Source organism: Shewanella sp. DW31, assembly GCF_015767295.1.
In the GTDB taxonomy this organism is placed as follows: Bacteria; Pseudomonadota; Gammaproteobacteria; order Enterobacterales; family Shewanellaceae; genus Shewanella; species Shewanella oncorhynchi.
The window spans coordinates 36,809-51,284 of sequence record NZ_JADWMP020000009.1 but is presented as its reverse complement, the minus strand read 5'-3'; the positions used below and the strand labels follow the sequence as shown (position 1 = coordinate 51,284).

General features: G+C 48.2%; 11 protein-coding genes. 9 read left to right on the top strand and 2 right to left on the bottom strand.

Annotated features, from left to right (window positions below; translation table 11 throughout):
• Positions 1–262: 262 nt before the first annotated feature.
• Positions 263–2,383, bottom strand: a complete 2,121-nt coding sequence (fadJ, locus tag GWI56_RS09645) for a fatty acid oxidation complex subunit alpha FadJ (protein WP_198572769.1) — start codon at positions 2,381–2,383, stop codon at positions 263–265.
• Positions 2,384–2,388: 5 nt separating this feature from the next.
• The gene (fadI, locus tag GWI56_RS09640; RefSeq protein ID WP_198572768.1) at positions 2,389–3,699 is read right to left on the bottom strand and encodes an acetyl-CoA C-acyltransferase FadI; all 1,311 of its coding nucleotides are present in this window, start codon (positions 3,697–3,699) and stop codon (positions 2,389–2,391) included.
• A gap of 262 nt (positions 3,700–3,961) precedes the next feature.
• Here fadI and GWI56_RS09635 point away from each other — a divergent pair, with 262 nt between their 5' ends.
• From GWI56_RS09635 to putP, 9 genes are all read left to right on the top strand, one after another.
• Positions 3,962–4,918, top strand: a complete 957-nt coding sequence (locus tag GWI56_RS09635) for a MoxR family ATPase (RefSeq protein ID WP_028761051.1) — start codon at positions 3,962–3,964, stop codon at positions 4,916–4,918.
• 24 nt (positions 4,919–4,942) lie between these two features.
• The gene (locus GWI56_RS09630; protein WP_198572767.1) at positions 4,943–5,896 is read left to right on the top strand and encodes a DUF58 domain-containing protein; all 954 of its coding nucleotides are present in this window, start codon (positions 4,943–4,945) and stop codon (positions 5,894–5,896) included.
• 2 nt (positions 5,897–5,898) lie between these two features.
• The gene (locus GWI56_RS09625) at positions 5,899–6,543 is read left to right on the top strand and encodes a DUF4381 domain-containing protein (RefSeq protein ID WP_198572766.1); all 645 of its coding nucleotides are present in this window, start codon (positions 5,899–5,901) and stop codon (positions 6,541–6,543) included.
• On the top strand, positions 6,537–7,556 hold the full coding sequence (locus GWI56_RS09620) for a VWA domain-containing protein (protein ID WP_198572765.1): 1,020 nt from the start codon (positions 6,537–6,539) through the stop codon (positions 7,554–7,556). The genes GWI56_RS09625 and GWI56_RS09620 overlap by 7 nt, the downstream gene beginning before the upstream one ends.
• Positions 7,556–9,568: a VWA domain-containing protein gene (locus tag GWI56_RS09615; RefSeq protein WP_198572764.1), complete on the top strand. Its 2,013-nt coding sequence runs from the start codon at positions 7,556–7,558 to the stop codon at positions 9,566–9,568. Before GWI56_RS09620 ends, GWI56_RS09615 begins: the two co-directional genes overlap by 1 nt.
• Entirely contained in the window at positions 9,562–11,283 is a 1,722-nt protein-coding gene (locus tag GWI56_RS09610) for a BatD family protein (protein WP_198572763.1), read from the top strand. Before GWI56_RS09615 ends, GWI56_RS09610 begins: the two co-directional genes overlap by 7 nt.
• Positions 11,284–11,355: 72 nt before the next feature.
• Positions 11,356–11,919, top strand: coding sequence for a sigma-70 family RNA polymerase sigma factor (locus tag GWI56_RS09605; RefSeq protein WP_006085483.1), 564 nt, complete (start codon positions 11,356–11,358; stop codon positions 11,917–11,919).
• Positions 11,912–12,616, top strand: a complete 705-nt coding sequence (locus GWI56_RS09600) for a DUF3379 domain-containing protein (protein WP_113940703.1) — start codon at positions 11,912–11,914, stop codon at positions 12,614–12,616. The genes GWI56_RS09605 and GWI56_RS09600 overlap by 8 nt, the downstream gene beginning before the upstream one ends.
• Positions 12,617–12,773: 157 nt before the next feature.
• The gene (gene putP, locus GWI56_RS09595) at positions 12,774–14,225 is read left to right on the top strand and encodes a sodium/proline symporter PutP (RefSeq protein ID WP_105253092.1); all 1,452 of its coding nucleotides are present in this window, start codon (positions 12,774–12,776) and stop codon (positions 14,223–14,225) included.
• The last annotated feature ends 251 nt before the right edge of the window (positions 14,226–14,476 follow it).

Below are 14,476 nucleotides of genomic sequence, written 5' to 3'. Positions count from 1 at the left end.
TTTTAACGCCAGAATAAAAGGTTCTCCGCATTATGCATAAACGAGCAATACTCATTCCTCGCTGCGCTCTCAGTACAGAACACGTAACACTGAACTCTCGATAAAGGGCTCGGATTATACAAAATCCACATCCCCAATGTGAACACTTTTTAGGCAAAAACATGCCTTGTGGCAATAAAAAAAGCGGCAACAAACTGCCGCTTTTTTGTTCAATTTTGATTAACTAAGACCTAGATTAACTATGACTTAGATTCACTGAAACTTAGAAAAAGTGCGCGTTTTCTTGCGCCATGGTTTTTAAGCGCTCACAAGGTTCGAATCTGTTACCGAATTGACTTTGATAACCTTCAAGGATCTTCACTAAGTTCGCGGCGCCTAAAGTGTCAATATAATGGAATGGGCCACCGAGGAATGGCGGGAAGCCAATACCGAAAATGGCGCCAATATCGCCATCTCTTGGCGATGCGATAATACCATCATCTAAACAACGCACCGCTTCATTGAGCATTTGTACGACACAACGCTCGGCAACCGCTTTTGTGTCTTTATTGGTGCCAGGCTTAATGCCTAACACGCCATAAACACTCTCATCAACAGCTTTAGCTTTCTTGCTCGATGCGCCGTATTGATAGAAACCTTTGCCATTTTTGCGGCCTTTACGATCGTCACCTAAAAGCTTGTCAAATGCGGCTGGCGCTTTAAAACGTTCACCCAATTCTTTCTCAAGGATCGGTGAAATTTTTGCGCCCACGTCGATACCCACTTCGTCGAGCAAAGTAATAGGTCCCACAGGGAAGCCAAATTTCACTAAAGCTTTATCCAAATGCTCAACACTTTGGCCTTCGAGTAGTAATTGCGCTGCCTCATTCATATACAGAGCCAGAATACGGTTCACATAGAAACCCGCGCCATCCTGCACCACTATCGGTGTTTTACCTTGCTTACGGGCAAATGCGACAGTAGTCGCAATGGTTTCTGGCGACGTTTTAGCATGGGCAATCACTTCCACCAGCGGCATTTTTTCTACTGGCGAGAAATAATGCAAACCAATCACATTTTCAGGACGCGTCGCCGCCTCGGCGATTTGGCTAATAGGCAAAGATGAGGTGTTTGACGCAAAAATAGTGTGCTCACCACACTCACGCTCAATGTCTTTCACCATTTGATGCTTAAGCGCTAAGTCTTCAAATACCGCTTCCACAACGATGTCGGCATCTTTAACGCCTTTATACTCAGTGGTTGTAGTCATCAGTGCCATTAAGTTGTCACGGGCAGCAGGCGTCATATGGCGGCGCTTTACCCCTTTATCCAACAACTTATAAGCGTAGGCTAATGCATTGCTTAAACCTTTTTCGCTGATGTCTTTGACCCGAACAGGGATTTTAGCCTTAGTGGTAGTCACAGAGGCGATGCCTCCGCCCATTAAACCGCCACCTAAGATCACCGCTTTCTTCACTTTACGCGGCGTAGCACCCTCAGCGCCGGTTTCTTTCTTCATTTCTGTGGTAGCGAAGAAAATACTGCGCAGCGCTTCAGATTCTTTTGATACCACTAATTCGGCAAAGTGACTCGCTTCGACTTCTAGCCCTTTTTGCATCCCCTTCGCAATCCCTTGACGCACGCAGTCAATAATCTTGGCTGGTGCTGGATAATTACCTTGGGTTTTCTTTTCGACTTGTTTAGTCGCTTGATCGAAAATAATGTTACGGCCAAAGCTCGTGCCTTCAAGCACTTGATTAACGAGTGACTTTTTAACAGGTTTCGGTGCACGTTTACCAGCAAGCGCCATCTCAACTGCGGTTTGCAGCAAAATGGTCTGCGGTACAACATCATTCACTAAGCCCATTTTCAAGGCTTGTTTAGGACGAATTTGTTTGCCGGTTAGCATCATATCTAAGGCGGTGGTAATACCGACTAAATGAGGCAAACGTTGAGTCCCACCGCCGCCAGGTAATAAGCCAAGTTGAACTTCCGGTACGCCGAGCATGGTTTTACCATCGTCGCTACATACCCTTTGATGACAAGCTAAGGCTAACTCTAAACCACCACCTAAACAGGCACCATGGATTGCCGCAACCACAGGAATAGTTAAGGCTTCTAACTCATTAAAAACCACATGCCCTTGCTGGGATAAGGCTTTGGCATCGCCCGCCGTTTTACAGGCATCGAGCATGGAAATATCCGCGCCCGCGACAAAAGAATCTTTCTTGCCAGAGATCAGCACGAGTCCACGAATATGAGGATCGCTTTTAATCTCAGCCAGAATCTCACTGATTTCAGGGCCAAACTGTGCTTTTAGGGTGTTCATGGTTTCGCCAGGAACATCCATAGTCAAAATGGCAATGCCGTCGTCGCGGCGGGTTAAATTAAAGGTCTTTTCCATGCCGATTACTCCACTTCCACTATCATAGCCACGCCCAAACCACCGGCCGCACAGGCCGTCGTTAAGCCAGTTCCACCACCACGGCGCTTAAGCTCACGACACACTTGGGTGATTAAACGGGTTCCCGTTGCCGCAAAAGGATGACCATAAGCGAGCGAGCCACCGAGCACGTTAAACTTGCTCATGTCGATTTCGCCAATCGCGCGGTTGCGGCCGAGTTTTTCTTCGGCAAATTTTTTCGAAGCAAACATCTGCATATTCGCTAATGTCTGCGCCGCAAAGGCTTCGTGCATTTCAATCAGGGTAAGATCTTCTAATTCCATTCCAGCACGTTTTAACGCCAGTGGCGTCGCGTAGGATGGTCCCATCAGCATATCTTGCCAGACATCAATGGCGCTAAAGGCGTAACTCTTAATGTAACCAATCGGTTGATAACCTAAGGCTTTGGCTCGACCTTCACTCATCAAGATAATCGCTGAGGCACCGTCCGTCAGTGGCGTACTATTGGCCGCCGTCACAGTACCGTGTTGTTTGTCGAATGCAGGGCGCAACTTAGCATATGACTCCAATACTGAGTTTTCGCGGATATTGTTATCGCGATCGATAAACTGCTTATACGGCGGTATATGCGCGACCATAACTTCGTCACGCAAATGGCCCGAAGCCCAAGTTTCACTCGCTAAGGTGTGTGAGCGGTGCGCTAAGGCATCTTGATCGGCACGGCTAATATTGTAGGTTTTTGCCATCTGCTCGGCGGTTTGTCCCATAGACAAGCCCGTTGAGTACTCTGCCACCGCAGGCGGCACAGGTAATAAATCCTTTATGCCTAAACGGCGGAAAATTTGTAATTTTTGCCCAAAGCTACGGGCTTTATTCAGATCGACTAACGCATGGGCTAATTTTTTCGACACACCGATAGGCAATACAGAGGAAGAGTCGGCGCCGCCCGCAATACCGATTTCGATATTGCCTGTCATGATAGATTCGGCCACGTTTACGGCAGATTGGAAGCTAGTCGCACAGGCGCGAGTGACACTATAGGCATCGGTCGACACATTCATGCCAGTACCGAGTACGATTTCACGGGCAATGTTAGGTGCAGCCGGCATTTGCACGACTTGTCCATAGACTAATTGCTCAATCAGCTTAGGATCGAGTTCTGAGCGCGCCAATAATTCATTGACCACCATTTTGCCCATATCGAGCGCCGATACGCCGTGGAATGCTGTGGCTTGCTTTGCAAAGGGCGTTCTTAAACCCGCTACAATGGCGATACGTTCACCCTTGGCGTTCGTAACCTGTTGTCTATCATTCATTTGTCACCCTCTTTATGTGCGCAATCGCTGAGAGATTTCAGGCGGCGCTATCGATTTCCGTATTTGACCCATTGTTTTACGGCGAAAAACGCCCAATAACAGGTCTGACCATTAAAGTGTGATCTGATTCTAACTTCTTGTCAGCAAGTTTTAAACACCTGTTTGTTTTTTTAACACTAGCCAAACCCTAAGGGAATTCTTTACCATAGCTGTTGTCTATAGCCCACACACGTATTTTTAACATAATAAAACGAGTAGCATCATGCCTTTGAGTCGCTTCCACGCATTACGCACTTACCTAAATAAGGTTGTTTTAGGGCAGCCAGTATTGACCGAAAATCTGCTCATTGCCTTAATTGCCAATGGCCACTTATTAGTTGAAGGACCACCGGGACTGGCAAAGACCCGTGCAGTGAAAGCCTTATGTGACGGGGTTGAGGGCGATTTTCACCGCATTCAATTTACCCCAGATCTGCTACCCGCCGACTTAACTGGCACAGATATCTATCGCTCGCAAACTGGCACCTTCGAATTTGAAGCCGGACCGATTTTCCACAATTTAATCTTGGCGGACGAAATTAACCGTGCCCCAGCCAAAGTTCAGTCAGCCTTATTAGAAGCCATGGCCGAAGGTCAAGTTACCGTTGGTAAGCACAGCTATAAGCTACCGCCGCTGTTTTTAGTGATGGCCACCCAAAATCCATTAGAAAACGAAGGCACATATCCCCTGCCCGAAGCACAGCTTGACCGTTTTTTAATGCACTTAAACCTTGATTACCCGAGCGGCGAGACTGAAATCGAAATTCTGCGTCAATCCCGTAAAGAAGCGCTGACCCACGAATTGCCAACCACTGAGCCGATTGCACAAGCAGATGTGTTTGCCGCCCGTGACGAAGCCATGGAAATCTATCTTGCCGAGCCGCTCGAAAAGTACATAGTCGAAATCGTGATGGCGACCCGTGAGCCTTTACGTTACAGCGAAGACTTAGCTAAGTGGCTTGAGTACGGCGTCAGCCCGCGCGCAACTATTTCATTAGAACGCTGCGCCCGCGCCCGTGCTTGGCTGCACGAGCGAGACTTTGTTTCACCAGAAGACATTCAAGCTGTTGCGCCAAATGTATTACGCCATAGACTCCTACTTAGCTACCAAGCACAGGCCGAAGGTGTCAGCCGCGATCACGTGATCAACCACATCTTAAGTCAAGTTGCAGTACCTTAACGGTGAAGATAAAGGTGAAATAAGATGAGTGACACAGCGCGACTCTCAGCCTCGGTCGATGGCTTGCCGCTTTTTGCCGATGGCTTGCATTTAACCGAGCAAGAGCTGCTGGCGTGCCAAAATATCGCCCGAGCTATGCCTGAGCGTTATAGCCGTGCCCGCGCTAATTTAGCGGGCCATCGCAGCAGCTTAATCAAAGGCCGCGGTATGGAGTTTGCCGAGGTGCGCCACTACCAACAGGGCGACGATGTGCGCACCATTGATTGGCGCGTTACCGCTCGTACAGGCACAACTCACACTAAGTTATTTGTCGAAGAACGTGAGCGCCCTATTTTATTGTTAATCGACTTGAGCCAAAGCCTCTATTTTGGTTCGAGTTTATTGCTGCAATCGGTGCAAGCAGGACACCTTGCGACCACCTTAGGTTGGAATGCGATTAACCATGGCGATCGGCTCGGCGCCTTGATCGCATGCGAGTCTGAGCATTTAGAGCTCAAACCCCGCAGCCGTCGTCAGGGCATATTGCAATTGATCTCAGGCCTGCGCCGTGTGCACGAAAATCAGCTCAATCATGTTGGCACTGGCCAGCGCGATCCTGACCATATCCTGCGTGCCTGTCAGCGATTACAACGTATCGCCAAACCCGGCTCCTTAGTTTGGATAGTGACAGATGGCAGCCATTTTAGTCCCCAATGTATCGCGCCTCTCACCGAGCTTAAGCGTCATTGCGATGTGGGTGCCTATCTTATTACCGATCCTCTGCGTCAAGGCACACTGCCGTTACCGCACAACTTTAATTTGCCGGTACGGGATGGGGATGAGGACTTAGTGCTTACCCGCCACAGTTATCAGGCTTGGCTCGACATTCAGTTGCGTCAGCAAAACGATTTTATCGCCATGATGCAGCAACTGCGCGTTCGCACCCAGCTCATAGATGCGGGTGCTCCCCTAGCCCATCAATTGGAATTATTGCGTTAACTATGGATCCAGCAACAGTGAATTCAGAAATAGCAAATCCACAGGCAACAGTACCTATGCCTTCTACGGCGCCAAACCCGGCTCTTGCACAACTGCAGGATATTATTCATCCCGAACCGATCGGCGCTTGGCCTTGGGCAATCGGTTATTGGCTGGTTTTAGCACTTGTGATTGCCCTCATCACACTCTTAGTTATCTGGCTAAGACAACGCGCCCGTGACTTAGCGCCGAAAAAAACCGCTAAACAGTTACTTAATCAGCTCGATAAACAAGCGACGTCCTATGCCTCTGACGTCAACAGCCTATTAAAGCGCACCGCCATGAGTTACCTCAGCAGAGAAGCGATAGCCTTCTTAGATGGCGAAACTTGGGCGACTTGGTTAGACAGCTATTTACCCGAGCATAAACGCCAACGTATCGGCCCTTTGCTAGCCAAACGCCATCAGGCTACGCCATTGACCTTAGCTGAAGCCAATGAATTGCATCAACTCACACAGGCTTGGTTGGCATCGAAAGCAAAACTGAATGCGCCTGAGCCGAATCTTGTTCAAGCCAAGGGCTACGTTCAAGCTAGTGGCGACGCTCAAGCTAAGAGCAAAGCGCCAACCCAGCAAACTGACACTGAAAAAGCGGAGGCACAATGTTAACAATTGCATGGCCTTGGCTATTGATATTATTGCCTTTACCTTTGATTTTTTGGCGCCAACACACATTACAAGTGGATGGTGGCCGGCTGCAATTACCCGGAATAAGCCAAACAGGTAAACAAAGCTTAGCGGCCAACACACGCCAGAGTCGCAAACGCTACTGGCTGATGTGGTGCCTGTTAGTGCTCGCTATTGCTCGTCCTCAATGGCTTGGTGAACCTATCGAACTGCCAAGCCAAGGCCGCGATTTGATGATGGCGGTGGATTTATCCGGCAGTATGCAGATTGAAGACATGGTGGTGAATGGCAAAACCGTCGACCGTTTTACCTTGATCCAACACGTGGTCAGTGACTTTATCGAGCGCCGCAAAGGTGATCGTATCGGTTTAATTCTCTTCGCCGATCACGCCTATTTACAGGCGCCGCTGACCCAAGACAGACGTTCAGTGGCGCAATTTTTAAAAGAAGCACAAATTGGCTTAGTCGGTAAGCAAACCGCCATAGGTGAAGCTATCGCTCTAGCGGTAAAACGCTTCGATAAAATGGACGAGAGTAATAGAGTGTTGATTTTATTGACCGACGGCTCTAACAACGCTGGCAATATCGAACCTGAACAAGCAGCGCAAATTGCCGCTAATCGTAAAGTTACTATTTATACTGTTGGTGTGGGCGCAGATGTAATGGAGCGCCGCACACTCTTTGGCCGCGAGCGGGTTAATCCTTCGATGGATCTGGATGAAAACCAACTTAAGCATATCGCCGACGTCACCCACGGCCGTTATTTTCGCGCCCGTAACAGCCAAGAGCTAGACCAGATTTACCAAGAAATCGATAAACTCGAACCTGTGAGTCGCGATCAATTAAGCTATCGTCCGCAGGCAGATCTGTTCTACTGGCCGCTGGCACTGGCATTACTGACAAGTCTGTGGATTGCCTTAGGTCAATTGCCACTCTTTGCAGCGCGCCGCGTTAAACCCTCTGTCGCAACCACTTCACAGGGGAACATCAAATAATGAGCCTACATTTTATTCGTCCCGAATGGCTACTCGCCCTAGTGCCGCTAGCCTTAGCCTTGTTGAGTTTATGGCGGCAACACGAGAGCCACAGCGCTTGGAATCGTTATATTGCGCCGCACTTAGCCAAGATATTGGTCACCCAAGGTAATAAGAAATCCCGCCGTCCGTTGCATTTATTAGCCTTCACTTGGCTGATTGCGACCTTGGCACTCGCCGGACCTGCCGTTAATAAACAATCCTTACCTGTGTTTGCCGCCGAGCAAGGCCGCGTACTGGTGATGGACATGTCCGTATCTATGTTCGCCACCGATCTTGCGCCGAATCGGTTAACCCAAGCCAAATTTAGGGCAACGGATCTTCTGCGTAATCTTAAAGAAGGTGAAACTGGTTTAGTCGCCTTTGCAGGCGATGCCTTTACTATCAGCCCATTAACCCGTGATACCGGCACATTACTCAATTTACTGCCGACCTTAAGTCCTGAGATCATGCCCGTTCGTGGCTCAAACTTAGCGGCAGGCTTGACCCAAGCCAAAACGCTACTGGCTCAAGGTGGGCATATTCGCGGTGATATTATCGTGATGACAGATGGCATAACTGCTGCCCAGTTTGATGAGGCTAACTCGGCATTAAGTGGCACCCAATATCGCCTCGCCGTCGTCGCTTTTGGCACTAGCCAAGGTGCGCCAATCCGTCTACCCGATGGACAATTACAACGCGACAGCAGCAACGAAGTCGTTGTGGCCAGCACTGATTTCGCTCTGCTGCAAAAACTGGCCGCGAATAACAAAGGTGTGTTGATCCAGAATCGCACCGACGGTAATGATCTCGCCCAATTACAGCAATGGTTAAGCGATGCTGGCGATGCGAAAGCCACAGATCTTGATGGTGAAACTTGGCAGGATCTCGGTCCTTACCTCGCCTTATCATTACTGCTACCCGCACTTTTCAGCTTTAGACAAGGAATCGTGGCCAGTGTTGGATTTATCACTCTTGCTGGCAGCTTACTGCTCGCGGCTGTGCCTCAGCCAGCCCATGCCAGTGTGTGGGACAATGTGTGGAAAACCACAGATCAACAAGCGATGCAGGCCTATCAATCCCAAGATTACGCAAACGCCGCTAAGCAGTTTGAGTCGCCCCAATGGCGTGGCAGCGCCCAATACAAAGCCGGTGATTTTGCGCAAGCACTGAAAACCTTCGAGCAAGATAGCTCAGCCCAAGGCCTCTACAATCAAGGCAATGCGTTGATGCAACTCGGTAAACCCGATAAGGCCAAGGAGCGCTATCAAGCCGCGCTTGAGAAACAAGCTGATTTCCCTACGGCGAAGGCCAATCTTGAACTGGCTGAAAAGTTATTGCAGGAACAGCAACAACAGCAAGGTAAAAACGAGCAACAGGATAAGAACCAAGATCAACAGTCTGGCGACCAACAATCCGGTGACCAAAAGTCGCAGAATAAACAGCAATCTGACCAAGATAGCACTCAGAAAGATAAGCAAGATCAAGCGGGACAAGAGTCTCAGGATCAACAGGACAATGCCAATTCTGAGCAAAGCCCTGAACAGCAAAAAACGAATGAGCAACAGTCTGAGCAAGATAAGCAAAATGGCAATGCACAGGACAAGCAGAATGAAGCTCAGCAAGATCCCGCTGAAGATAAAGCGCAACAGGATCAACAAGCTCTGCAGGAAAATGAGCCGGTAGATAATGAAGCTAAGATGCAAGCGCAGGCTAAAGCCGATGCTGAAGAGCAAAAGTCAACTGAGCAAGAAAAGCAAAGCGTTGCCGCCAAAGAAGCTCCAGAGCAAAATACGCAAGATAAACAAGAGGCTGCTATGAGTGAATCGGTCGAGGCATCGCCAACCAATAGCGAGCCACTGCCCGCAGAAATGCAACGAGCACTGAGGGGCGTGAGTGAAGACCCGCAAGTGTTACTGCGCAACAAGATGCAGTTGGAATATCAAAAACGCCGTCAAAATGGCCAAATATCAAAGGATAACGAACAGTGGTGACGAGACAATTTTTTATCCTGCTACTCCTTGCCATCGGAGTGGCTCATCCCGCCTTTGCACTTAGCAAAATTGAGGCCTCGGTCGATCGCAACCCTGTGATGGAGGGCGAATACTTTGTGCTCAACATCAGTGTCGATGACGAAGTCGATACCGGTAAGCTAGACACATCCGCCCTACTGAAAGATTTTATTGTCGGCCGTACTAGCGTGAGTCGCAGCACGCAAATCATGAACTTCGATGCAGTCAAAGAAACCCGCTGGCAAGTGCTGCTCGCGCCAAAACAACAAGGTCAGTTAACCATTCCGGCCTTTAGTATTGACGGCGTCAGCTCATCGCCTATTCCTCTCAAAGTGGTCGAAACCGGTAGCCAGCCCGCGCAAATGAACAATCTGTTCATTGACGCCAAAGTCTCGACCGACGAAGCCTATGTTGGGCAGCTCATTACCTACAAGGTGAAACTCTATCTGGCGGTAGAATTACAAAGGGGCGTATTGAGTGCACCTGTAATCGAAGGCGCACAGATCAAACAAATCGGTGAAGATAGGGATGGTTCAGAGATAGTCGATGGCCGACGTTACCGCGTGATTGAACGCACCTATGGCATCATTCCCGATTTGCCCGGCCAAGTGAATATCAAAGGTGCAACCTTTGCTGGCGATGTGCTGGTAGAATCCCAACGCCGCGGCGGCATGTTTGGCTTTAATGAAAGCCGCCCAATGCAAGCAGGCGCGCCCTCACTGACAGTTCAAGTGAATCCCGCACCAGCAAGCTTCCAAGGCCAATGGCTGGTTGCCGATTTAGTAGCGCTAAAAGAAAACTTCCCAGAGGATATTAAAAAGTTTACCGTCGGTAGCCCTATCACCCGCACTATTACGCTGTTGGCTTCCAATGCCGATGAAAATAGTCTGCCTGATATAGTGCAAACTCTGCCCGATGAGCTTAAGTCATACCCAGAAAAACCTCAGCGGCAGACCTTTGTGCGCGATGCACAAATTGTTTCGCAGTACAGTATTACTTCGGCAATCGTTCCCAGCAAAGCGGGCACCTTTACCTTGCCCGAAATCAAAGTGCCTTGGTGGAATCCGCGCCTTAAACGTCAAGAAACTGCAACGCTGCCCGCGCGTACCATAGTCGTTGAAGGCGGTGCTGTCAGCGATACGCCTGCTCAACCAACATGGGAAACCAACTCCGCGGCCGATAAGGGTTGGTCTTGGCTAACCACGGTTTTTGCTACGCTATGGCTGGTCACTCTAGTCGCTTGGATTATCACCTTAGTCGCTTGGCGCCGCGCCTTAAAAAATCAAACGGCCGCCCCAATTGCAGTAAACTCTTCAATCAGTTCAGCACAATCAGTGACTGCCTCCGGCTTGAAAGGATTAGAGCAAGCCTGCGCCAGTGGCGATGTGAGTCGAATTATGTTGCAATTGCAGCGATATTTCAGTGAGTTACAGCAAACGCCTATGACATTAGATAAGATTGCCGAGCAGTCACCGCAACTGGCTGCAGCGATACAGCAACTGCAAATCAAAGCCTACAGTGCGAAGGCCGATAAGAGCCACCATACTGACAGTGCTAATACGAGCAGTGCGAATTCTAACAATACAAATAGCCACTTAAGCGCCGAATGTACCGCCTTACTTAACGCGGTTAAGGCCTGTGAGCATAAACATTCAAACCCAAAATCAGCGCCATTAAGCCCACTAAATCCTAAATAAATGATGGGGTTAATGACAAAGAAGCGAGTGCTACTATGCTAAATATTCAGCCAAAAAGCCCAAAGATAAAAAATGTTTGCTAACTGGCGCAAGAAATCCGTCGAGCCTGCGGTCTCTTCTGACATGCTAAGCAAACAACGACGATACAACAGCCTAGTCAAGGCGCTACATGCAGACATTTTCCGCTATGCCTATTGGTTATGCGGCGATAAGCACGTGGCTGAAGACATTACCCAAGAAACCTTCTTGCGGGCGTGGCGCTCTTTGGATTCCCTCAAGGATGATAAAGCGGCGAAAGCTTGGCTGATCACGATTCTTAGGCGTGAAAATGCGCGGCGTTTCGAGCGTAAACAGTTCGATTATTCCGACGTTGAGCAAGATACCTTAGAGGACAATATCTCCAATAGCAGTGAAGAGCAGACCGAGCAATATCTGATCCGTCGACAAATTGGCAAGCTGGATATCGAATACCGCGAACCACTCTTACTCCAGCTCATTGGTGGCTTTAGCGGCGATGAAATCGCCGAGCTGATGGAGCTCAATCGCAACACCGTAATGACGCGTTTATTTCGGGCGAGGAGCCAATTGAAAGAATTACTTGAGAAGAATGATGTGAGAGGTCAATCCAATGGATGAGCTTAAATTTAGACGTCAAGCTTATGAAGATCCTCATAATCAAGATGCTGACTTTCTGGCGCAGATCAATTCAAAGCCAGAAAACCAAGCCCTAATCAATGAGCTTAAAAACCTTGATGCCAAACTGAGCAACGCATTGAAAGTGGATGTGGCGGAGGATCTCGCCGACAAACTCATTTTGCGTCAGCAGTTACAACAGCACCATAAACAGCGCCGGCAAACGTTTTTTTTAGTGGCCATGGCAGCCTCGGTCGCGTTTGTGGTAGGGATCAGCTTCAGCCTATTACGCTTAGGGCCTATTGATTTGGCTGAACATGCACTGGCCCATGTCTACCATGAAGATATTGCCTTGCATGTCGATCAAAATGTCAATTTTAGTCAAGTCAATGCCCAGCTTGCATCGATAAAAGACTTTGGCAATGCCAAATTTACCCAACAACCGGGCAAAGTGTATTACACCTCTTATTGCGATTTTCAAGGGGTAAAAAGCCTACACTTAGTACTTCAGGGCGAACAAAGTAAGGTGACGCTCTTTATCGTGCCACTCGAGAAACGTATGGTGTTGGATAAAACCTTCGCCGACGGTAAATATCAAGGGATGGGCTTTGAAACGCCCGATGCATTTATTTTGCTCATAGGTGAGGATCAAGCTGACCTTCGCTATATAAAAGACGAAATCAAGAATATATTTATTTAAGCTATTGTTATAAATTGCATTTAAAAATCAATCTCCGATATTTTCATGTTATCGGAGGTTAGATTTCAATCACACTTACATCTGCTAATGGGCGCACGTTCAAACATCTGGTAGCATGCTTGCCACTTTTAATAATAAAAAGATGGGAAAAGGCAAGATGACGATTGAAACCCCGATTTTAATCACATTTGTTGGTTACTTAGTATTGATGATGGGCATAGGTTTTTGGGCTTACCGTGCTACCGATACTGTTGATGATTATATTTTAGGTGGCCGCAAAATGGGCCCCGCAGTGACCGCACTCAGCGTGGGTGCATCTGACATGTCAGGTTGGCTGTTACTGGGATTACCCGGCGCAGTTTACTTAAGCGGCTTAGGTGCAGCCTGGATTGGCGTAGGATTAATTATTGGTGCTTGGCTAAACTGGTTATTTGTTGCCAAGCGACTGCGCATTTATACCCAACTCGCTGATAACGCCCTCACTTTACCGGATTTTTTCGAGAAACGTTTCCACGATACCCAAGGCTATCTCAAGCTCGTTTCCGCAATCACTATTCTGGTGTTTTTTACTTTCTATGCCTCCTCTGGCATGGTCGGTGGCGCGATTTTGTTTGAGAAAGTCTTTGGGCTTGATTACACCGCAGCCCTCGTGATTGGCTCGGCCATCATAGTCGGTTACACCTTTATTGGCGGTTTCTTTGCCGTGTGTTGGACTGACTTTTTCCAAGGCAGTTTAATGCTCATCGCCCTATTGATTGTCCCTTTCGCCGTTTTCGCTCACCCCGAAAGCCATGCAGGTATTGAAACGATCGATCCCGCGATGTTGGCATTAGTCAATGACAAAACCACTGCCATCGGCATGTTATCTTTGCTCGCATGGGGCCTAGGTTATTTTGGTCAGCCACATATTTTGTCGCGTTTTATGGCGATAGGCAGTGCCGATGCCCTGCCCTTGTCACGCCGTATTGCCATGAGCTGGATGGTGTTATCTCTCATTGGCGCGTTAGCCACAGGTATCGCAGGCTCGCTCTATTTCGCCAAAGAGCCATTAGCCAATTCTGAAACTGTGTTTATCCATTTAGCTCAAGCGGCGTTTAACCCATGGATTGGTGGGCTATTAATCGCCGCTATTTTATCGGCAATCATGAGTACTATCGACTCACAACTCTTAGTCTGCTCAAGTGTCATCACCGAAGATTTCTACCGTAAATGGTTGCGCCCAAAGGCCGATGATCGTGAGCTAATGATGGTAGGTCGTTTAGGCGTACTCGCTATCGCTGTGATTGCAGGTGTGATTGCCCTCAATCCTGAAAGTAGCGTGCTTAGCCTAGTGAGTTATGCTTGGGCAGGCTTTGGTGCGGCCTTTGGTCCCGTAGTCTTGTTATCCCTGTTTTGGAAGCAATATAGCCGTAATGGCGCTATCGCCACTATTATTGTCGGTGCATTAACCGTGGTGATTTGGAAGCAACTCACTGGTGGCATTTTTGAAGTATACGAAATCCTTCCTGGGTTTATATTCGCGACTATTGCGGGTATTTTAGTCAGTAAATTCTCTGCTCCAAGTGAAAAAGTAACGACAGAATTCGAACAATTTAAGTCTGCACTCTAATCTAGATATGTTTCCATATGTTTAAAAGCGCACAAGTGTGCGCTTTTTACATTTTGTATCCTTTTAAATACCCTAGCACCATTACAAACCGTTAACTTCAATTGAAACCCATAGCAGCACCCAAAGCCCTTCATATCAAGCATCTGGCCAGACCATTCAAGCATACTAAAGTATCACTCTTGTTTTAAAGACTTTCAATTAACTGAAAATTAACATATTTCACTTCTGGTCGGACTTGTTGAGGGTACATT

Bases quoted from the DNA above. Each gene is read 5' to 3' on its own strand.
- GWI56_RS09620 (WP_198572765.1), top strand. From the start codon at position 6,537: ATGTTAACAATTGCATGGCCTTGGCTATTGATATTATTGCCTTTACCT.
- putP (WP_105253092.1), top strand. From the start codon at position 12,774: ATGACGATTGAAACCCCGATTTTAATCACATTTGTTGGTTACTTAGTA.
- GWI56_RS09625 (WP_198572766.1), top strand. From the start codon at position 5,899: ATGGATCCAGCAACAGTGAATTCAGAAATAGCAAATCCACAGGCAACA.
- GWI56_RS09615 (WP_198572764.1), top strand. From the start codon at position 7,556: ATGAGCCTACATTTTATTCGTCCCGAATGGCTACTCGCCCTAGTGCCG.
- GWI56_RS09630 (WP_198572767.1), top strand. From the start codon at position 4,943: ATGAGTGACACAGCGCGACTCTCAGCCTCGGTCGATGGCTTGCCGCTT.
- GWI56_RS09635 (WP_028761051.1), top strand. From the start codon at position 3,962: ATGCCTTTGAGTCGCTTCCACGCATTACGCACTTACCTAAATAAGGTT.
- GWI56_RS09605 (WP_006085483.1), top strand. From the start codon at position 11,356: ATGTTTGCTAACTGGCGCAAGAAATCCGTCGAGCCTGCGGTCTCTTCT.
- fadI (WP_198572768.1), bottom strand. From the start codon at position 3,699: ATGAATGATAGACAACAGGTTACGAACGCCAAGGGTGAACGTATCGCC.
- fadJ (WP_198572769.1), bottom strand. From the start codon at position 2,383: ATGGAAAAGACCTTTAATTTAACCCGCCGCGACGACGGCATTGCCATT.
- GWI56_RS09600 (WP_113940703.1), top strand. From the start codon at position 11,912: ATGGATGAGCTTAAATTTAGACGTCAAGCTTATGAAGATCCTCATAAT.